15 protein-coding genes are annotated in these 21,251 nt (G+C 33.6%); 8 read left to right on the plus strand and 7 right to left on the minus strand.

The features are described from left to right. Positions 1 to 60 precede the first annotated feature (60 nt). The 4 genes from OPR30_RS06350 to OPR30_RS05120 all read left to right on the plus strand — a co-directional run bounded on the left by OPR30_RS06350 (position 61) and on the right by OPR30_RS05120 (position 3,317). On the plus strand, positions 61 to 252 hold the full coding sequence (locus OPR30_RS06350) for a hypothetical protein (protein WP_265030550.1): 192 nt from the start codon (positions 61 to 63) through the stop codon (positions 250 to 252). A gap of 406 nt (positions 253 to 658) precedes the next feature. Further along, entirely contained in the window at positions 659 to 2,035 is a 1,377-nt protein-coding gene (locus OPR30_RS05110) for a hypothetical protein (RefSeq protein ID WP_265030551.1), read from the plus strand. A gap of 40 nt (positions 2,036 to 2,075) precedes the next feature. Next, the gene (locus OPR30_RS05115) at positions 2,076 to 2,672 is read left to right on the plus strand and encodes a riboflavin synthase (protein ID WP_254229936.1); all 597 of its coding nucleotides are present in this window, start codon (positions 2,076 to 2,078) and stop codon (positions 2,670 to 2,672) included. Positions 2,673 to 2,729: 57 nt separating this feature from the next. Next, a complete protein-coding gene (locus OPR30_RS05120) occupies positions 2,730 to 3,317 on the plus strand; it encodes a CvpA family protein (RefSeq protein ID WP_064085309.1) in 588 nt (195 codons plus the stop codon). 148 nt (positions 3,318 to 3,465) lie between these two features. Here the strand turns inward: OPR30_RS05120 and OPR30_RS05125 are convergent, their stop codons facing one another. Then, entirely contained in the window at positions 3,466 to 4,791 is a 1,326-nt protein-coding gene (locus tag OPR30_RS05125; RefSeq protein ID WP_265030552.1) for a phosphomannomutase/phosphoglucomutase, read from the minus strand. Positions 4,792 to 4,920: 129 nt separating this feature from the next. On the opposite strand from OPR30_RS05125, the gene OPR30_RS05130 reads away from it, so the two are divergent. From OPR30_RS05130 to OPR30_RS05145, 4 genes are all read left to right on the plus strand, one after another. Then, complete coding sequence (locus OPR30_RS05130; protein WP_265030553.1) at positions 4,921 to 7,095, plus strand: coiled-coil domain-containing protein; 2,175 nt, start codon at positions 4,921 to 4,923, stop codon at positions 7,093 to 7,095. A gap of 199 nt (positions 7,096 to 7,294) precedes the next feature. Next, positions 7,295 to 8,839 (plus strand): actin-bundling T4SS effector WalE1 family protein, encoded by a 1,545-nt coding sequence (locus OPR30_RS05135; RefSeq protein WP_265030554.1) that lies wholly within the window; start codon positions 7,295 to 7,297, stop codon positions 8,837 to 8,839. Positions 8,840 to 9,066: 227 nt separating this feature from the next. After that, complete coding sequence (locus tag OPR30_RS05140) at positions 9,067 to 9,774, plus strand: uroporphyrinogen-III synthase (protein WP_265030555.1); 708 nt, start codon at positions 9,067 to 9,069, stop codon at positions 9,772 to 9,774. Then, positions 9,774 to 10,556, plus strand: coding sequence for an exodeoxyribonuclease III (locus OPR30_RS05145; protein WP_250120294.1), 783 nt, complete (start codon positions 9,774 to 9,776; stop codon positions 10,554 to 10,556). Before OPR30_RS05140 ends, OPR30_RS05145 begins: the two co-directional genes overlap by 1 nt. A 37-nt stretch (positions 10,557 to 10,593) precedes the next feature. Here OPR30_RS05145 and OPR30_RS05150 read toward each other — a convergent pair whose 3' ends face one another. From OPR30_RS05150 to OPR30_RS05175, 6 genes are all read right to left on the minus strand, one after another. Then, complete coding sequence (locus OPR30_RS05150; RefSeq protein WP_265031123.1) at positions 10,594 to 11,511, minus strand: hypothetical protein; 918 nt, start codon at positions 11,509 to 11,511, stop codon at positions 10,594 to 10,596. A gap of 633 nt (positions 11,512 to 12,144) precedes the next feature. Further along, the gene (gene polA / locus OPR30_RS05155; protein WP_265030556.1) at positions 12,145 to 14,673 is read right to left on the minus strand and encodes a DNA polymerase I; all 2,529 of its coding nucleotides are present in this window, start codon (positions 14,671 to 14,673) and stop codon (positions 12,145 to 12,147) included. 111 nt (positions 14,674 to 14,784) lie between these two features. Beyond that, positions 14,785 to 16,251, minus strand: a complete 1,467-nt coding sequence (gatA, locus tag OPR30_RS05160) for an Asp-tRNA(Asn)/Glu-tRNA(Gln) amidotransferase subunit GatA (protein ID WP_265030557.1) — start codon at positions 16,249 to 16,251, stop codon at positions 14,785 to 14,787. A gap of 192 nt (positions 16,252 to 16,443) precedes the next feature. Then, entirely contained in the window at positions 16,444 to 18,816 is a 2,373-nt protein-coding gene (gene gyrB, locus OPR30_RS05165) for a DNA topoisomerase (ATP-hydrolyzing) subunit B (protein WP_265030558.1), read from the minus strand. Between the two features lie 221 nt (positions 18,817 to 19,037). Then, positions 19,038 to 20,270, minus strand: coding sequence for a hypothetical protein (locus OPR30_RS05170; protein ID WP_265030559.1), 1,233 nt, complete (start codon positions 20,268 to 20,270; stop codon positions 19,038 to 19,040). Between the two features lie 70 nt (positions 20,271 to 20,340). Continuing rightward, a complete protein-coding gene (locus tag OPR30_RS05175) occupies positions 20,341 to 21,207 on the minus strand; it encodes an ankyrin repeat domain-containing protein (RefSeq protein WP_264376507.1) in 867 nt (288 codons plus the stop codon). Between the last annotated feature and the right edge of the window lie 44 nt (positions 21,208 to 21,251).

A 21,251-nucleotide genomic window follows, 5' to 3' on the forward strand; every position in this document is an offset into this window, starting at 1 on the left:
TTAAACTTTCATTATAGTGCAATCTTTAATATCATCAATAAAATCATCAATAAAACTATTTTGATAAAACGTTGTCATCCAAGCACTCTCCTTCTTGTCATTCCAGTGCTCTCTGTGGTGTCATCCCAGTGCCCAGACACTGGGATCCAAGTTACTCACAAGCAAACTAGCATAGAAAGTGGTACAACGTTTTCGATGAGATTGCAGAAAGTATGGATTCCAGCATCAAGTGCTGGAATGACATCTCTATAGGACTCCTAACTAATCCAGAATATTAAAAAATTTATCAAGCGAAAAAAAGGCAAAAGAATCCCCCAGTAGTGAGTTTTATAATGTAAATTGGCGTTGCAATAATGTGCTAACGCTTATTTTAAGCGGATTTTGGCTGAATGTAGAAAAAATAAAAAAGCCGCTATAATTTTATGTAATTTGCCAATAAATATCTGAGTTTTTTACTGAATTTTGTTATTAAATCTGCAGAGATCAAAAACAAGGATAAATACTCTTATTGTCATGATAAGGAAACTGATGAGGTTTGTAAAGTAACTTCTTCTGCTCTTATTGAATCCAACGCGCCGCTGTTATGCAAGGGTGTTATAATTATTAATTTATTGACTAATTATGTTTTTTATTTCACTCTACATTAAAAAATTTACTCATGCATAGTAGTAACATAGAAACTAAGAAAAAATACAAAATTGAGGATTTAACTAAGTTTTTTAAGGATAGATCTAAAAAAATAAGTAAGGCATTTTCTAATGAAGTACTGGAGATTAGAACCATTCGCTCACAAAATATTACAAGTGACACACAAGAGTTTTCATTTAAGATCAAACTGCTGACAGAGGTAAACCCTAATACAATATTACCTCAAATAAAACATTTGATTGACTTTTTTGAAACCAGCCTTTCTCAGGAGAAAAACTTCACAGCCAATATAAAAGTAGCAAAAGAAAGTGAAGAATTATATAATAACTACCATAAAGCTAATAAAACTGTAGAAGAATTCATAAATAATGCTCCAATTCAAATCCTCCTGCAGGGCATAACAATAACGCTACAAACAGAAGTTAAAAACATCAACCTCAATAGCTTGCAACAAATCGAGGCATTTTTGAATGAACAGCTAAAGCATGCAGAAAAAGCTAAAAATGAGGATGCCACAAGAAATTTAGTCCCTCAAGAAATAGAGCGGGATATAGGTCAAACTACTTCGCACACAGATTATTTTAAGGCTAACAGAAAAAAGAAGTCAAAAAAGCAAGCTCAAGAACTATCAGAAGAGGAAAAACAATCAATCATAAAACAAGTTCAACTTGATGCTAGAGTAGCTATGATAGATAATTTGGCTGAGCACAAGGGAAAAAAACTTGATGAAATATTCGTAGAAGTAATAAGTGAATATAAAAATCAAGATTCAGATGCATTTTACAATATTTTCAACTCAGTGTTTAATATTATTTATTTCCAAGATAAACAACTACATGAAATATTAGAGCCGAATGAGATATCAGAAGTGCTAGAGGTACTCAAAAGGCCACAACCCCCTAATAATTCACTTTTAGGTAAAGAATATTTACAAAAGCAAGTATATAGAAAAAAAGAGCAGTTGATTAAATTAGTTTCAGGCCAACCTTCTCCACAGCCTAAAAATGTTTCTCATGAAATTTTACCAAGCAAAGCTGTAGATCATTTACCAAAAACAAATGAAGCTAAAACTCGATTGCCTACTAATATTAGGCTCAAATCACCATTAAAAGCTATGTTTTCTTCGAAAGAGACTTATTTTTGTCTATTTTTAGTAGCAGCTTCTATATCAGCACTCTGCCTATGGCATTTGCCGCTGGGAAAAGTGTCAATTTTAAAGGAATTGGTGCCAGCAGAAAAAAGGGAAAGTATCGGTCTAACATTAAACATAGGGTTACCAATATTAATTACGCTGTGCGTTTTGAACCTGGCTTACTTTCTATATTCTGAATATTCTGTAGAATCTATTGAGCAGATAAGTAAAAAAGATCTTCCTTTGCGCACCTAACAAATAAGATCTTTTGTGATATAATTATTTATTTTATTGCATGTTTAAAGGAATTATCAAAGATATTGGCACTATAACTGATATCACTATCCACCCTAACTCTGATCAAATCTTCCATATTGAGACACAAAATTTATCCTCTATAAACAAAGGAGATTCAATATCCTGCTCCGGAGTGTGTTTAACTGTTGTCAACATAATGAGCAATGTATTCACAGTTCAAGTATCTCAAGAAACCATGAAGGTTTCTAACTTAAATACGTGGAAAACAGGGAAAAAAATAAACCTAGAACAAGCAATGAAACTGAGTGACAGAATTGACGGCCACTTGGTTCAGGGTCATGTGGATGACACGGCAGAAATTTTAACAATCAATCAAAATTTAGAATCTCATGAAATCAGACTATCATGCCCACAAGAATTAATTAAATTTATTGCAAAAAAAGGTTCTGTAACGCTAGATGGGGTTTCCCTTACGGTCAATTTAGTTATCAACCAAGAATTCACTGTGAACATTATTCCCTACACATGGAAAAATACAACTTTTCAATATAACAAAACAGGTAATTACCTAAATTTAGAAGTTGATATGATTGCTCGGTACTTAGACCAGCTGATAAAATATCAACACAATTAATTTTACAACTTTGTTATTTACAACTATTATATCTTGAAAATCATATAGATACAAAATATGTTTTTCGATAGCCTAATTATCTTTATTATTGTCTTGTGTGTAATAATATCGATAACTAGAGGTTTTATAAAAGAGCTATGTGCATTAATGTTCTTGCTCTTATCAGTCTTTTTGACAGCTAGTTACTATGATTTTTTTATTATAAATTATAGTAAGTATTTTGACTCTAAAGTTACACAAAACATACTTTCTACAATCTCTGTATTTATCATACTTAATCTTACATTCATGACAATGAATAACTGGCTAATGTACATATTATCACCTATAAGGTTGGGATTAATGGATAGAGTTACTGGAATCTTTGTCGGAGCACTCAGAGGAATATTGCTTTCTTATGTACTATTTTTTGCTGTGCACTTATATTGCCACACAGTATACGATAAAAAAGAGGGAGAGTCTAAAATAGACGCAGAAGACATATTGCCCAATTGGATAATAAATTCACACTCTTATCAGGCTTTATTTGTGACAACAGAAGAAGTAATTAACATGTATGTACCAGAGTCATTGATACTAAAAATAAAAGAGATTGGTGAGGAAATGGTTGATCAAGAAAAATCTCAAAACAATAAAGAAAAGTGAGTGTTCATTTTCTATAGCTAAACTAGATTAGACAGTGTTATTCTGCTACTTGTTAGCGCCACAGCAGTGCGCCATAGATCATACCAATTCCCATTACTAATCAAACAAAACTGCAAACATTGACGAATAAGTAAATCATCAAAAAAATTTAAATGTATAATTTTAGTGCATCAATGTAATAAAACAAAACTTTTTTAGTGAGTTCAAAATTTTCTAAGGTATTTCCTTCACATCTTGCTGTTATGCAGTTTTGCGTATTTGATACTCTAAGAAGCCACCAACCTTTATCATCAGTTACCTTAATTCCATCAAGCTCTGAAAATACAATGTTTTGCTGCTTTAGTGTCTCCTTGATTGATTCAATTATTTGAAATTTTTTCTCATCCTTCACCACAATTTTCACTTCATGAGTGATATATAACTTTGGTAAATCTTCAATCGCCTCAGATAGGCTTTGGTTTTTCTTAAGTAAAATGTCAATGGCTTTAATAGCAGAATATAGTCCATCATCAAAACCTAACTCAGAAAAGAAAAAATGTCCACTCAGTTCACCGGCAAACTTTGCTCCTTCTTCTACCATCTTTTTCTTAACTAGTGAGTGTCCAGTGGCACAGGTAATTATTTGCCCTCCTAATTTGCTAACGAAATCATGCACTTTCATACTCATTTTTACGTTGGCAATAACCTTGCTTTTTGGGTGTTCCGCCAATACTTCACGTGAAAAAATCATAAACAAGTGATCATTGGAAACAACATTACCTTTATTATCAATCAAGCGTACCCTATCACCATCACCATCAAGTGCAATACCAAGATCACATTTATCTTTCTTGACAATACTGATTAACTGAGCAAGATTTTTTTCTTCTATGGGATCTGGGTCATGCAGTGGAAACGTCCCATCTATAGAGTTATTGGTTATGATGTGTATATGACTTGGTAAAACTTTTTCAATATACCTTACAATTGTTGGACTATTGCCAAAATCCCAGGCTATCTTTAGCTTGCGTGTAGTATTATTTTTTAGTGCATTTTTTAATATGTGAATGTATTCACTATATGTATTCGTGTTAATTAAGCTTCCAATTTTCGTGCTGTTTTTAATTGTACTGCCTATAATTTCCTTCATTTCTTGATCTGAGTAAACTTTTTTACTACTGAAAAATTTAAAGCCGTTATATTCTCTGGGGTTATGAGAAGCAGTGATCATAATCCCAAGATCTACCTGCATTGTTGCAGCGTAGAGCATAGGTGAAGAACAGAGCCCAACGCGTATAACATTTGCACCGGATAAAATTAAGCCTCTGATTAATTCTTTTTCTATACTTGGTGAATCTATCCTGCTGTCATAGCCTACACAAACGTTAGCTGCAGTTTGACCAAATTTTCTGCCTATTTCATACCCATCACTGATCTGCAGGTCTCTGCCTACCACACCTCTAATATCGTATTTTCTTATAATAGTATTGTCCATACTGCACTTCTTGGAGTGGTTAATATATAACATTCCCGCCAAATACTCAAGTTTATTTAACTATAAGATTAGTTGATTTTTTAAGAAAATATGTTAATATTATAACACAGTTCTCTAAAAATAGAAATTATGCCAAAAGAAAACTTATTTATAGCTGAAAATCAAGATTTAGATGTAGATGAGCAAAAGAAAAATGATATTTTAAGTTTCATTGAATCTTGCAACAATTTTCAGGATTTTATAAAAAAACTAGAGGAAGAAAACTTAATTTGGTATTTTATTGGCCCTTTACACAAAGATAAGGACATTAAAGAACAGATAAATTTAAAGTGGGAAAATGAGTTTCAAAAGTTTGAGCAATCAATAACTGCAACACATAAAAAATTTGAAGAATCTCTACCAGGTGAAAATTTCTTAGTATATACAACAAAAGATAATGACTTTCAAATTAGGTTTGAAAATAAAGAAAAACCAATAGAGATTAGCGCCCTTTTAAGAGCCAGCGACGAAGGCAAGGTTTATAACCTATCTTTAGGGAAAGAGAGTCAAATAACTGCAACCAAAAAAGGCAGCGAAAGGCACTATGATTTTACTGGTTCAAGCTCATGTGAGATGACCATCAACTGGCAGGCTAAGGATTCTAAAGGCAATAGCGTAGATTGTAGCATGACTGTAGAAGTAAATTCTAAGGGCATAAAAAAAGTGATTGATGCACCAAAATTTGGTGATTTAATTTTCAAAGATTTAGAATCAGAAGAAACAAAAAAGAAAATATTAGAATTAGTAGAACAAAACACAGAAGTTTTTATCAACGGAAAAACTCTGCATCAAACTTTTACTGACATGGGCAAAAGTGTGAACGAGCAGCAAACGCTGGCAGAGGAAATATTTACAAAAGATCCACCACAGTCACCTATACCAAGTAGTAGTGGATATTCTTCTCCTGATTCGCGTAGAAGTTCTTTCTCTGGCGTTAGTGAATTTAGTGACGAAGAAGATGAAATGCTTGAGAATAGCATGTCTGATGACGAGAAAGAGTACGAACAAGAAGGATCAGAAAATAGAGTGGATGAAATTATAGATGGAATTGAGGAGTTAAAAGAAGAAAAAGAAACGCTTGCTCAATATTTTGCAAAGCAGGCAAAGCAGCTTGAGGATCTAAAGTCAGAACGTAACTCCTTGAAAAAGGAAGTTAATGAACAACAGGAAGCAATGCGTGAAAGAGATCAAAAAATCAAGGAACAAGATGCTTCTATTAAGAAGCTTACAGAGAAACTCAAAAAATCAGAAGAACTTAATCAAAATATAGAAAAGGAAGGTGATACAGGAATAAGAACACTAAGTGAAGAAAAGCAAATTTTGGAAGGAAAAGTTAAAAGACTTGAAGCTGAATTGAAAAAAATAATGCAAGAAAAAGATCAAGACATTAAGCAATTAGAACGAAAGGTAAGCACACTAGAACAAAGTCAAAAAGATAAAAATGCTAGAATAACAGATTTAATTAATCAGTTGAAAGATAAAGAAAGCGAGATTCAGTCAACAAATAAAGAACTACAGAAAAAATTGGATCAAGGTGAGACTGAACTAAGTAAGTTGAAAGAAGAAAACACAGAGCTGATAAATATTACAAAAAGAATACTGGAAACAGATAATAATGAAAAGCTGTTGGCAGAAAAATTGAAGGAAAAAATCGATAATTTGGTTAAAGAATTAAATGAAGTAAACATAAAAAACAAAGATTTAGAGGGGGAATTAGAGAGAAAAAACGAAGATTTAGAGAGGAAAATTCAACAACTTGAACCTGGAAAATCACTTGCAGATGAGCTCAGTGAAGTAACTACGAAAGTAGCTACATCAACTCAAACTGAAGTTGAATATAAAAGTGTAGGAATCCAGTCAAGTGATCAGGAAACTACAGTTCCTAAAACACAAGACCAAGGTACACAAGCTGCGGATAAATCTTCAAGCAAAAGAATTAGTGAGTTAAGAAAGGAAAATAAAAATTTGGCTAGGGACAAACTAATGATATCTGAACAATTAAAGCAAAAAACAAAAGAGATTGGTGAGTTAAAGAAAAATTCAAAGCAATTACAAGAAGAAAATACACAACTAAGGCAAAAAGTTACTAAAGGTACAGGGGTTGATGCATCATCTTCAACAGATCAAAAAGAGGCTAATACAGTGGAAGTTCAAACTGAAGAGCAAGTGATTGATTTATACAATAAAGAAGGCAAATATGTCAGAACAGAACTATCAGATCCAAGCGCAGTCTCTGCTAAGGCTACGGAAAAATCTACCCCTTGAGGATTATGAGTTTTTACTTCAACTATAGCTAATCCAAACGAAACATCATACCGCAACAATCACTAATTTTCTGTCCTTTCAACAAAACACATCAAGTAAAATCATTTGAGTGCAAATGAACATTGTTAGATGAATTAACCCTAACTTAAGAATCAGATATATACAATATTAGTATGTTTAATTAATAGTGAGGTTAAAAATGTCACCTAGTGAAAAAAACTCTTCAAATTTTGTTGAAACTAAGCAAGATGATCTTAAAATGATTCAAGATTCTTCATTAAATTCAGATATCATTCACGATCCCAAGAAGCTAAAAGACAGAATTATGGATCTGGTAAAAGGAGATACAGAATTCTCTAAAATGAAGCAAGGAGATAAGGCCCTTGTAGTAGGTACAGCAAGTGGATTATTTACAGCAGTGCTACCACTTTTGGCAGTTGGTGCAACACTTGCTATACCAGGTGCTATAGTTGGTCTTACTCTATTTTTCGCTGTGAAAGTTGCTGTAAAAGCAGTTCAATCTGGATATAAAGGACTCAAATGGTCAGCAGAAAAAACAGTTGAAGGGGCGAAGCATATTGGCGGAAAAATCAAAGATGGTGCTGTATATGCCAAGAATTCGGTAAAAGAAACTGCAAGTTCTGTAAAACAGGCAACACAAGAGAGAGCTAGCTCTACATTAAGAAAAATGGGGGATAACATTCAAAACCTTGGAAGGAAGATGAGTGATAGTGGTGCAAGCATGTCTAGTTTAGATGTCATCCCATATTCAATAGGTAATGAAGATCAAACTGTTATTTTGAAAACAGAAGAAAAAACAAGAAATTTCAACAGTGTAAAGGAAATGCTTACCAAGAAAGTTTTTGAAGACAAGACCGTAAACGGCCCTGCTTTCACTAGGAAAATATTTTCTAAGCTGGGGGAAAAAATATCAGAGAAAGCTTATTCTGTTAATGTTCAACACAGTGCCAAAAACTACCAGTTGACCAACCAATTGGATCAGCAAATAGATTTTATCAATAAATTAGATGCTAAGAAGTTGCAACATTTGTTAGATAAAGATAATAGCAGACTATATGAAATTTTTTCTGAACATCATGATGAGATTAAGGAAGTTATTAAAGAATGCATTAAAGAATGCAAGGAAGAGCATACTCGTTTTAATACTTTAGAAAGGATTAATAAGTCAGAAAAAAGGCATAAAGCAAGTTCTATGAATTCACTGGAAAATAGCTTATCAGGTAGTAGTTCAACGAGTTCTATAAGTACTGTTAGCAGCAAAGCAGAATTATTAAATCCTAATGAGAATAGGGAAGTAAAAGAACCTACTTCATTTTGGAGCAAGTTGTTATCACCACTAAAAGGTGTCAAAAAGCCAGAGGAAGTTACTTGCACAGGATATAAAAGGATTTCTGAGGATGAGATGCCATCTGCGGAGATAGGAAAGAGCCGTTTTTATGTTGCTCCGGAGAAACCGCTAAGAAGCAATTCAATGGGTTCTTTAAGCACTCACAGTACTGCTACAACTTCTAGCTTTGCCAGTTACCGTCTTAGTTCTGATAGTGGGTTCAATTCACCAAGTTCTTCTCCGCAACATGGTATGTTCACTGAGAAAAATGGCAAGTTAAAAACCCAAGATAACTTAAGAAAGACAGGTTCTTTGGAAAAATTGGTGGGACCTTCTTCAACAGTAACTGCTGAAGCTAAAGCAGAGCAGCAAACTCCACACATAAAAGTAAAGTAAATAAAACTACCTACTTTCTCCAAAAGGATGTTACTCAATGAGTAACATCCTTTTTTCCATTTAGTCAAAATTTTCACTTATTTAAGATCAGTTTTCTAGCACTGGGCCAATTATGGAGTTTCTTTTGCCTTTTTTCTAGATTATGCAAGAAACTTAAAAAATGAAAGTTTTTATTCAATAATTTGTGTATAAAGGATATTATTTTACTGCTAGTGAAATAAACCAGAATGAAGTCTATTTTATTGACAAGGCCTTTATTAGATTCGTTGAGCACAAGAAGCACGCTAAAAAAATATGGATACAAAGTTTTTATAGAGCCAGTATTCACAATAAAGTACTTCAATCCTGATATATCCGCGCACGAATTTGATGTTGTGATATCTACAAGTAAAAACAGTGTAAAGGCTTTCAGTCAAATATGTAAAGAGGATAACTTTTCGATTATTACAGTTGGTAATTCAACTATGCAGGCTGCAAAAAATTTGGGATTTTCCGATATAATCTCAGCAGACAGCAACGTTGATGGTCTGATATCATTCATAAAATCTCATTATTCAAATGCAATAAAGTTCTTATATATAAGGGGACAAGAAGTATCATGTGACCTAAAAAAAAGATTATCTGAAGAAGGTTTTAACGTAAGAGAAGTTGTACTCTATAAAACAATTACTAAAAGGAGTCTAACTAATAGGTGTAAAAATTTACTATTGGACGGTAAAATTGATAGCGTTGCTTTTTTTTCCTCACAAACTGCAAGGGTATTTTGTTCATTAGTTCTAAAAAGTGGGCTATCTCCTGTGATGAATAATACAGTTGCATATACCATGAGTAAAAACATTGCTGATAGTTTAAAGTTAATCAAGTGGAAAAAAATTATAACATCGAGGTTGCCCACAGGGGAGAGTTTAATTGATATAATTAATAAGGATTGTTGATGCTAAAGATTGCAACTTGGAATGTAAACTCCATACGTAAAAGAATTAACCAACTTTGTAGTTTTATAGTTGATAGTCAGATAGATATAGTTTTGCTGCAAGAGATAAAATGTACAGAAGAGCAATTTCCTTATGCAGAGATAGAAAAGTTAGGATATGAATATGCTGTCTATGGACAGGTTGCAAGAAATGGTGTTTGTGTTTTATCTAAATATCCAATACTGGAAAAATTAAAAATTGATGTTGTAGAGAGTCATCAAGAAGCACGTTATATAGAGTGTGTGATAAAACACACCAATAATAAGGTAAGGGTAGGAAGTGTATACGTTCCAAACGGTCAAAGCCCAGACTCTCATACTTTTGAGTATAAACTCAAGTTTTTTGATAACCTATATGAAAGGATGGGCACTTTGTTGAAAAATGAAGAGTTAACTATTATAGCTGGCGATTATAATGTTGCACTGGATGAAATTGATGTTTTTGATTCAAATTTATTAAATGGCCAAGTGTGCTTTCATATAAAAGAGCGTGAGAAATTAAGAGCGATCTTGAATCTTGGTTTTAAAGATGCATTTAGAATATCTCACCTCAACTTACAACAATTCACTTGGTGGCATTATCAAGGTAATTCACTCAGAAACAATCAAGGAATGCGAATAGATCATATGCTGCTATCGCCACAAGCTGCAGATAAATTGGAAACATGTTACATAGATGATAGGTTGCGTAAACTAGAAAACCCATCTGATCATACTCCCGTTGTATGTGTTATAAAACAATAAAAGACCTATTACACAATTCACCTTTGGCAAATAGGTCTTAATTGACTGCTGTCTTTTCTGTGCTTTTGGCTGGCTGATCTAAAGTAGGTTGTTTAAGGGTAGCAGGTGTTTCTTTTCGTGGACTGCAAACTCGCTCAGAAGCAAAATGCTGTTTATTCTCTCCGTCTCCCTGAGAAATTTGTTCAGTAATTTCTTTGATTTCGGTTTTGAAAATATCATCAATGCCATTGCGAATTTTTTCATTCAATTTTTCTCTCTTTTCTATATCATCTTTATCTGGTGAGCTAGGGTCATATAAAGTACCTGGCCTATTATTTGAAAAAAGAACTTCAATTCCTCCCTTTACAGCAAATATTGTACCAATAACAGCAGCAATTATCGCAAGTGTAGTAGGACCAAAAATTAATATTGAAGCAATGGAAAAAAGAATAGGAAGAAAAACTTTACGTAAGAACTTTGTTACCATCTCTTCATCACTAAGTAGTGGTTTATCCTCTTCTTCCTTAACATCTAAAACTTTTCCAAGACCTGGTATTTTTTTTAATAATCCTCTTCCAGGTATTTTACGCTTAACAAAATCAACAACCCAATCCCTAGCTTCTGTACCACGTACATCATCTAAGCATCCTTCTACTATTTGCTTTACTTTACTATCTTCCTCTCTAGCTAATTTTTTCTCTCTAATTTCTTTAAGCACAGAAAGTAAAAACTGACAAAAATTCTCTTCACTGAGTGGTCTTATCTTTTCTGGATTGACATTATTAAGTAGTATGTCCTTATAAACTGATATGAAAGCATTAGTTATTCCTTGATTCTCTTTGGCCTTATCTTGTAGCACTTTCACAAAGTCATCATAAATTACCCTATGTTCCTCCTTGAGGACCATCTCATTTTTCTCCACCGCCTGAACAGGTGGCTTCGAAGGTTCCTGATTCTTTGATTGTGAAATTGGTATTCCTGTCATAACTGATCTATCCGTACTAACCTATGCTTTAATTATAGCATATTTTTCGCATTAATTCAAATTTCTTAGAACCTGTCTTGAAAGGGAAAAAAGAAAAGAATAAAGCAAGAAATAGAAAAGTAACAAATGATAAGGGAATGTAAAAAATTGCTTCCATATATTTTAAATCTGATTATAATTACAGTTAGAGATATTTTAAGAGCTCAAAATCTATCTTTGTCTGCAGACTTTTCAGTCAAATTTTTAATCAAAAAGCGTAGCGTATCTTCTTTAGTGCATGTAAATATGCTTAATCTCTGTTGTATGTGCGCTGCACTTTTTTCTAATCTTTTTTTTACACAGGGGGATTTTATGTTCAGAATTCCAGATATTTGACCTTTACTTTAGCTAAAAACCAATAGGCGCCTATAGTTTAACGCTAATTAAAATAAAAATTTTTCTAATATATAGAAGAATCACTGTTTACTGAAAACGGGGCAAGAAAGCTGCTAATGTCACAGAATTTTAGGTAAATGTTGTTTGCTTGACGTATGAGTGTACTCTCCTTACTTCAAGAAATATTTAATATGACTATGCTTGTTAATTAAGTCCTTTCAAGACAGGTTCTTAGGGTCTACGGTATAATTAAGAAAAGCCCCAGTTGTCGCTAATTTTTATTTCTACTTCAAGTGGTATAGAAATTTCTACTGCATTTTCCATTATATCTTTCATAAGTTTTGCTGTTTCTTGCACTCTGCTCTCTTCCACTTCTACAAGTAATTCATCATGAACCTGGAGGATTATTTTACCTGACTTTAACTGATCAAAAAGCCGAATCATCGCGCGTTTTATTATATCAGCGGCAGTTCCCTGCAGTGGTGCATTTATTGCTGCCCTTTCTGCAAATTGTCTTAGATAAGGAATTTTATTGTTGATGTCTCTTACAAAACATCTTCTACCAAACAAAGTCTCTACATAACCATGATTTCTCGCGATAGATACTGCTTTTTCCATATAGACCTTTATTTCTGGGTAACAAGAAAAATAGTAATTAATGTATTCAGCAGCCTCTTGAAAGGTAATGCCAAGTCGCTTTGCAAGGCCAAATGGACTAATGCCATATATAATGCCAAAATTAATGGTTTTTGCTTTGCGTCTTAATTGCTCATCTATTTCTTGCACTCCAAAAACTTGTCTTGCAGTGATATCATGAATATCTTGCCTGTTTGCAAAAGCTTCTTTAAATGCGGTAACATTTGCAACGTGTGCCAGGAGTTTTAATTCTATTTGTGAATAGTCAGCAGAAATTATCTTGCAACCTTTTGGCACAATAAAGGCTTGCCTGATAAGACTACCTTCTTCGCTTCTGATAGGAATATTTTGTAAATTAGGATTGCTAGAGCTCAGCCTTCCAGTTGCAGTCACAGTGATTGAAAAGCTTGTATGTATTCTACCATCAAGCGGATCAACCTGTTTTATTAACGCGTCAGTATAGGTACCCTTTAATTTACTTGAATGTCGCCAACTTAAAATTTTACCTGCGATTTCTGTCCCCTCCTCTTCAAGTGCCTCTAGAACTTCAGAGTTTGTGCTATAAGACCCAGATTTTGACTTTTTCTTTTTACTTAGCTCCATTTTATTAAACAAAACATCACTTAATTGTTTTGGCGATGCAATGTTGAATTTTTCTCCTGCTAAATTATGTATATCGTTTTCAAGTACAGCAATTAGCTGCTCAAACTTATCAGACAATTCCTGTAGTTTTTGAATATTGAGCAGTATTCCATTTTGCTCCATATCAAATATTACTTTCATGAGAGGTCTATCAAAGCGCTCGTAAATCGTAAAAAGTTTTTCCTGAAATAATCTTTGTGTCAGTTTCTCATGGATCGCTATTAAAATTTTTGCCGAGAAAGTTTCTACATTTTTACTTAAATTGTGTGCAATTATGTTTGGAATGCTGTGATCATGCTTACCTGTGTCAAGGCTGTATGACATGATCATCAGGTCATCAATTGAGTCTAGCACTCTCTCTATTGTAGGAAATATTTCTCTGATCTTTCTAATATCATGTACTATTTTAAGCACCCCATTTGAAAATAAAGTTGAATTTATTATAGTAAGTGCATCTTGTAGGCAGCTTTGATCTATGTAGAAAATATTATCCTCACTACAAGATAAGGAGATTTTGTTCAATCTATTGTTTTCAAAGTGGCAATGAATTGCAATTTTACCTTCATATCTGCAATGCTCCAAAAATTTTTCTAATTCTTCACTACTATATTCTATTTTCTCTTTTGTGCTAGATCCACTATAAGAAAAGAGCTTTTCTACTTTTCCTATCAATGAATTAAATTCATATTTCTTCAAAAAGGATAACAATTTTTCCATATTTGGAGGATGGACTTCATATTTTACAATATCATGTTGAAGATCTACTTTTTTGCATAGTGACAAAAGTTCTCTTGAAATTAGTGCTTTTTCCTTATGCTCAGTAAGAATATTACGAACTCTTGTTTGCTCAATGTTATTGATGTTTTCTATAACGTTATCCAACGAATCAAATTTATCCAGCAATTTAGCTGCAGTCTTTGGCCCTATTCCTGGAACGCCTGGAATGTTATCAGATGCATCTCCAGTTAGAGAAAATAAATCAAGAAGCTTATTTGAATTTACACCAAATTTTTCTATCACTTGTTTTTCATCTACGTATATATTTTTGATAGGATCAAATATTAGAATGTTGTAATTCAAAAGTTGAAATAAGTCTTTATCTGATGAGACTACTACTACTTTAAAGTCTTCGTGTTTGGCATATTTTGCAGCTAGTGTTGCAATTATGTCATCTGCTTCATAGCCTTCAATCTCTTCATAGCTGAAGTTAAAAGCTTCTACCGCTTCTCTCAGTATTGTAAATTGTGGAATTAGATCCTCAGGAGGTGTTACTCTGTTTGCTTTGTACTCAGAATATAAACTGTGCCTGAAATTTTTTTTGCCAGAATCAAGTGCTATAGTTAAGTAGTCCGAATGGGAAATATACTTCAGAACCATATTAAGAAAACCGTACACAGCACCTACTGGAATACCAGCTGTGGTAGTTAAATGATGTAAGACATAGTAAGCTCTGAAAAGAAAACCATAACCATCAATGATTGTGAAAGTTTTTTCTTTCATTGTAGATATTTATGTGTGCCTTTGATGGTCTGTTATTTAGCTATAAAAATCAAGCTCTTGTTTCCTATAGCCAAAATAATCATAATGCTATAGTTACTATAAGAAAACATATTACGTAAGGGAATTAACTATTCTGCCACAATTTTGCTCTATCACACTTGCCATATTTAATATTCCAGCTTCATCGTAATAATTTCCAATTACTTGTAAAGCAAGTGGTAAGCCTTCATTGGAAAGTCCAACAGGAACAGAAATAGCAGGTAACCCTGCTAAGCTTGCCGGCACCGTAAACACATCATTGATGCACATAATTAGCGGGTCTGGCTTTTCATTTAAGCCAAAAGCCTCTGTTGGAGCAGATGGCACAAGTATGTAATCTATTTTTTCAAACGCTTTTATAAAATCATTTCTGATTAATGCCCTAATGCACTGTGCTTTTTCATAATACTCATTGTAATGACCTGAAGAAAGAGCATAAGAACCAATTAAAATTCTCCTTTTCACTTCTTTACCAAAACCTTCTGCTCTTGTTAGCGAATACATTTCTTCAAGGGTATCAGCATCAACCCTGAATCCATAACGTACACCATCATAGCGAGCAAGATTAGATGAAGTTTCAGCAGAACAAATTAGATAGTAAACCGGTATAGCATATTTAGTATAAGGCAGAGTAATGTTAACAACTTCAGCACCATTTTCTTTTAAATTGGAAGAAACTTTTTCCCAATTATGAACTATTTCATCTGAAATTCCATCCATCTTATACTCTTTTGGTATACCAATGCGCTTACCCTTAATATCACCACTTATAAAACTGGAAAATTTAGGCACTGGCCTTTTGCTCGATGTTGAATCTTTTTCATCATAGCCACAAATTGTTTCCAGCATTAACGCTGAATCAGAAACGGAACGAGTAATTACTCCTGCTTGATCAAGAGAGCTCGCAAATGCAATCATACCAAAACGCGAACACCTTCCATAAGTTGGCTTTATTCCCACTACTCCGCAATAAGCTGCTGGTTGACGTACAGACCCACCAGTATCGCTTCCTAATGCTCCAGCACATAAAAACCCAGCAACTGATGCTGCAGATCCACCAGAGGACCCACCAGGAACAACTTTTTCTCCGTCACTTTTTCTAACCCACACATTTTCAACAGGACCAAAATAGCTGTTTGTGTTCGCAGAACCCATAGCAAACTCATCCATGTTAAGTTTACCAAGCATGGCTGCTCCATTTTTTAAAAGCAAGTTAGACACCGTAGATTCATAAGTCGGGATGAAATTTTCCAGCATTTTTGAGCATGCTGTTGTTTTTATTCCTTTTGTACAGAATAAATCTTTAACACCAACTGGTATGCCCATAAGTGGTGAAATATTATCTTTTTGTTTCAAGAAGTATTCATCTGCTATTTTAGCAGCTTTTATCGCGATTTCTGGGGTTTTTGTTACAAATGCATTTAGTTGCTCATTTTCGACTGCATTAACATGCGTCTCTACAAGCTCAACAGCAGAAAAATCTCCCCGCCTAAGTCCATCATGCATCTCTGTAATAGTGAGCCTTCTCAATTCATTCATTAATATTCAATTTTAGCGAGGTATTAATTATAACAACAATAGGGCAGAAAATCTATATATTTATGATCGAAAATAGGAATACAATCAAGATCAATTCAGATTTCTGAAATAGACTGATTAGTAGTACGTTTTAAATGTTGTGTTGGCACACAATGCTAAGCCCTAAGGGCCTTCATATCTAGATTTCTAAAATCAAATATCAATATCATGCACGTTAAGTGCATTGTTATTTATAAAGTCACGACGTGGTTCAACTATATCACCCATTAGCACCGAGAATATGCTATCTGCTTCTTCACAATCTTTTATTTCAACTTTTAGCAGAGTTCTAGTTTCTGGATTGAGTGTAGTTTCCCAAAGCTGATCAGCATTCATTTCACCAAGGCCTTTAAATCTCTGCAGAGTTAAACCTTTTTTACCATAATCCATCACTATTTTTGCGAGTGCACTTGGAGACTTTATTTTTATTTCAGTTTCTTGTGACTGTAAAAATGAATCACCATTAAATAAGTCAATTATGTTATCAAGAGAACTCAATATATTCCGTATTTCTTTGCTTTCAAGCATACTAAGCGAGAATACATATTTGTCTGCTAACCCTTGAAACAATTTAGCAATGTGAATTTCCTCATCTTTTACTTCTACTTCCCAATTATATTCACTATACATCAATTTTAAATATTTTAATATCTCATCAGCAGACAATAGAGCATTCTTTTTGCTTAAAATTAGCAATGATTCTAAGAGATCTTTTGGTATTTCCCTATCATAATTTTTGCTAATGTTTGAAATACTGAGGCAGTTATTCAAAACGAAACGCAAATCTTTGCCTACACCATTTAATGTTAATCTTTTAATCGCTGAATTTACTATATACTCTTCAAAATTTTCATCATCTTTGATATAAGTATCTTTAGCATTTTTTGTAACTTTATAGAGCGGTGGCTGCGCTATGTATAAATATCCTTTTTCAATTACTTCACGCATATGTCTAAAAAAGAAAGTTAGAATCAAAGTTCTTATATGAGAGCCATCAACATCTGCGTCTGTCATAATGATAATTTTATGATACCTAGTTTTTTCAATATCGAAGTGCTCACTCCCTATTCCAGCCCCAATTGCCGTGATCAGAGAGCCAATTTCTGCAGATGAAAAAATACGATCCAGCCCTGCACGTTCTACGTTTAGAATTTTCCCTCTTAAAGCAAGTACCGCCTGTGTTTTACGATTACGTCCCTGCTTTGCAGTACCACCTGCGGAATTACCCTCTACTATAAACAATTCCGATAACTCAGGAACTTTTTCCTGACAATCGGCAAGCTTTCCAGGTAGAGTTGCAATATTAATATTGTTTTTATTTTTAACTAACTCTCGTGCTTTTCTTGCGGCTTCTCTTCCTTTTGCTGACCTAATCGCTCTTTCTACTATACTTGCTGCTAACTTGGGGTCAGTTTCAAGTATTGTACTCAACTTGTCAAAAACTATGCTCTCTACAACTGCCCGCGCTTCAGAACTGACCAATTTATCTTTTGTCTGTGAAGAAAATTTAGGATCAGGCATCTTGAGAGATAAAACACAAGTTAAGCCTTCTCTAACATCTTCTCCAGTCAAATTCACTTTTGCCTTCTTCAAAAAACCTTCATTGTTTGCATAGTTATTGATACATCTGGTTAGTGCAGATCTAAACCCTGCCAAATGCGTACCACCATCCCGTTGTCTTATATTATTTGTGAAGCATAGCATATTCTCATAGTAGGAATCATTCCACTCCATTGATATTTCTACACTGGTACCTAGATCTTTTACATCATCTCTAATGCTGGCAATTTTAGTAACATGTGTCTTATTCTTGTCTAAGTACCGTACAAAATTAGCTGTACCAAAATTATCTTCAGACTCTTTACTATCGTTAAAATAAGACTTTACATGTGGTTTATTACGGAGATCACACAAAATGATCTCAATATTTGAGTTTAAAAATGCCAATTCTCTGATGCGACTCTCAAGAGTGGAGTAACTAAAATCAATACTACTAAAAGTCCCCGTTGATGGCATAAACGTTACTCTAGTTCCTCTTTTATTTGTGTTTTCATTAATTACCTTTAAAGATTCAACAGACTCACCATCTTCAAAGCGTATGAAATATTCCTTCTTATTGCGCCAGATGGTTAATTCCAGCCAACTCGATAACGCATTAACAACTGAAATTCCAACACCATGTAATCCTCCAGAAACCTTATAGGTATTGCTGTCAAATTTACCTCCTGCATGCAATTGGGTCATTATTACTTCTGCTGCTGATATTCCTTCCTCTGCATGAATATCAGTTGGAATGCCACGACCATTATCGGTTACAGATACTGAGCCATCTTCATTTATGCTAACTTCAATCTTACTACAATAACCAGCTAAAGACTCATCTATCGCATTGTCAACAACCTCGTACACCATATGGTGCAGACCAGATCCATCATCAGTATCACCAATGTACATACCTGGACGCTTTCTTACAGCATCAAGACCTCTTAGGATTTTTATTGCATCAGCGTTGTAATTACTTTCCATGGAATTGCTTTATTTATAAATATTAATTAATATTACATTTGTATGTGCTGATTAGCAACATCTTTAAGTTGAGAGAAGGATTCTTGACATATAGATAAAATATAATACATCACCTACACGAAGTGGTTTTACATGTTATTTCAATACATAGACTTAAATTGAAACAACCATACAAAATTCTGCTTCATATTTCAAAATAAATGGCCACAATCAAATACAATTTACCTTCTTCTTTCAATTGGACTTTCTAGATTAACACAGGATAAGTTGCTCATACACTCTTTTAATATTTCATTCTTTTTATCATTGTTTAATCTATCGCTGAACTCTTGACACCTTCTCTCAAGAGCTGAATGCGTAGTCATAATATACCTTACTGTTTCAGATGATAACTCTTGTAACTCGCTACGGATCCTTTCTTGTTCTATTCCAGGGAAATTGGTGAAATTGGCTTTGGCCATTTCAGGGAATTTTTGTGTGATCGTTTCTTTTATCATTTCTCTAGCCTCTTCTCCATCGAGTGTAATAACCACTGATGGATGTAAGCCAGATAAAGACTCAAATAATTTATTGTATGTTCCACCTGCACAACTTTGACCTTGATTACCGTAAGTTGTTGCAGCGTCTACAAGACCTTTTAAAAACATATCTTTTCTGTTTTTTATGTCTTCATCATTCAAAGGAGTTCTTTGATTTTCTGTCCCTGTATTTCTATCATTGCAGGCTTTCCAACATAAAATAGCTGCTTGCTTTAGTGTTAACTTACTATGATTGTCTTTAAAATCATCTCCTGTTCTATTGATAAATCTTAAGCATTTAAGTGCATGAGATTTATCGCCTTCTGTAAATTCATTTGACTGTTTGATGTACTCTTCAATGTCGGTTGTGTTGCCTATATTTAGCTGTACATAGAATTCATCTTTGCTTAAATTCTCTTTATACTTTTCTATGAGTCTATCAACACTCAAGTTTATACTAGCAACTGCACTTGGGTCATGAGTAGTTTGTGCCATAAAAGGAATGGCTGCTAAATCTTGAAAGAAAATAGGCCTTTCTTCCTCTGGAATTTGTTGTATTAAATCGTTAAACTGCTGTATGTCTTCAATGAGTGATTTGTTTAGCAACCATAAACACAATATAGGCAGTACCAAAAGCACACAAGAATTAATAATGTGTACAATTAAAAAAATCCTTAATGTTATTCTAATAACATTTTTTGGCCACGCTGATAATCTTTTTTCATTTTCCCTTGGTTTGAAAAAATAATTTACTAATGATAAATACAAAGAGAGCTGTACAAGAAGAAAAAATGAAGGAATCATACTTACTAATAAAACTATATTAATGAATCTTTTAATCTTATTAGTGTTGTTGTAAGCATTTTGCACTCTTTCTATTAAAGCCTGTACTCTATTTCTATTTTGCTGTTGATTATTATTTTGACCTGCAAACATACCCTATTCTAACATTAATATATCATGCTATAGAAAGAATGTAAATAAAGCAAGGAATTTAGAGCTGCTTTTATTTTTGTTTGATTGGGGATACCACTTCTATACTTTCTGCTCCATCTAAGGTACTATGTGGTTTTTCTACAGTAATCTTGGGAGTTACTTTATTCTCGATATCTGCTCCATATGAGCTAAGTACTTCAATGGCCTTTTCATTTCCACTATTGAGTGCAATATCCAAAGCATCTATTCCATCTTTATTTTTGTGGTTGATAAAATCCTTCAACTGATCTCTACCAAAGCTTTCTATATATTGTTTAATGATGAGTTCCACTACTTTTCCAGGACAATTATTAGCAGCAGGAAAAAGTATTGTGTTGTTATTATTATCTTTTTTCGTTATGTCTGCTTTGAGTTTATTCATCAAATACTCGATAACTTCTACTCTGCTATCATTCTTTGCTTCAGTGCATTGCCTAATAGCTAAAAATAAAGCTGTACGCCCATTATTATCAATATCTTCAATATTCTGTCCCTTGTCAACTAAGGCTTGTATTACACTTTTATTTCCATATAAAGTAGCAAGGTGAAAAGGTGTATGTCCTTCAGTGCTTTCTCTTTCATCAATTGACGCACCATTGCTAGCTAGCAATTCTATAAACTCTGGCGTGTTTGCAAAAATTGCAAGGTGCATTGGTGTTAAGTCATCTTTGCCATGATTTCCAGTTTTTGCGTTAACGTTTGCTCCGTTATTTATCAGCAATTTCGCTATTTCAAACTGCTTATACCCGATAGCAACATGCAGTGGCGTACGATTACGTTCATAATTATCATTGACGTTTGCACCAGACTTTATTAGTAGCTCTGTAGCTTCAATATCACCCATCCGAATTGCAGAGTATAAGGAAGGAGATTCATCTTTTTCTATTTCCCCTGTCATACGAAATTACGAACATAATAATTCATACATTATTAAGAATTATT

The organism is Wolbachia endosymbiont (group B) of Athalia cordata, from assembly GCF_947251845.1.
In the GTDB taxonomy this organism is placed as follows: domain Bacteria; phylum Pseudomonadota; class Alphaproteobacteria; order Rickettsiales; family Anaplasmataceae; genus Wolbachia.

Excerpts from the sequence above, each read along its gene's own strand:
- gatA (WP_265030557.1), bottom strand. The coding sequence starts at position 16,251 with ATGAATGAATTGAGAAGGCTCACTATTACAGAGATGCATGATGGACTT.
- OPR30_RS05175 (WP_264376507.1), bottom strand. The coding sequence starts at position 21,207 with ATGACAGGGGAAATAGAAAAAGATGAATCTCCTTCCTTATACTCTGCA.
- OPR30_RS05130 (WP_265030553.1), top strand. The coding sequence starts at position 4,921 with ATGCCAAAAGAAAACTTATTTATAGCTGAAAATCAAGATTTAGATGTA.
- OPR30_RS05120 (WP_064085309.1), top strand. The coding sequence starts at position 2,730 with ATGTTTTTCGATAGCCTAATTATCTTTATTATTGTCTTGTGTGTAATA.
- OPR30_RS05125 (WP_265030552.1), bottom strand. The coding sequence starts at position 4,791 with ATGGACAATACTATTATAAGAAAATACGATATTAGAGGTGTGGTAGGC.
- gyrB (WP_265030558.1), bottom strand. The coding sequence starts at position 18,816 with ATGGAAAGTAATTACAACGCTGATGCAATAAAAATCCTAAGAGGTCTT.
- OPR30_RS05145 (WP_250120294.1), top strand. The coding sequence starts at position 9,774 with ATGCTAAAGATTGCAACTTGGAATGTAAACTCCATACGTAAAAGAATT.
- OPR30_RS05135 (WP_265030554.1), top strand. The coding sequence starts at position 7,295 with ATGTCACCTAGTGAAAAAAACTCTTCAAATTTTGTTGAAACTAAGCAA.
- OPR30_RS05140 (WP_265030555.1), top strand. The coding sequence starts at position 9,067 with ATGAAGTCTATTTTATTGACAAGGCCTTTATTAGATTCGTTGAGCACA.
- OPR30_RS05115 (WP_254229936.1), top strand. The coding sequence starts at position 2,076 with ATGTTTAAAGGAATTATCAAAGATATTGGCACTATAACTGATATCACT.
- OPR30_RS05170 (WP_265030559.1), bottom strand. The coding sequence starts at position 20,270 with ATGTTTGCAGGTCAAAATAATAATCAACAGCAAAATAGAAATAGAGTA.
- OPR30_RS05110 (WP_265030551.1), top strand. The coding sequence starts at position 659 with ATGCATAGTAGTAACATAGAAACTAAGAAAAAATACAAAATTGAGGAT.
- polA (WP_265030556.1), bottom strand. The coding sequence starts at position 14,673 with ATGAAAGAAAAAACTTTCACAATCATTGATGGTTATGGTTTTCTTTTC.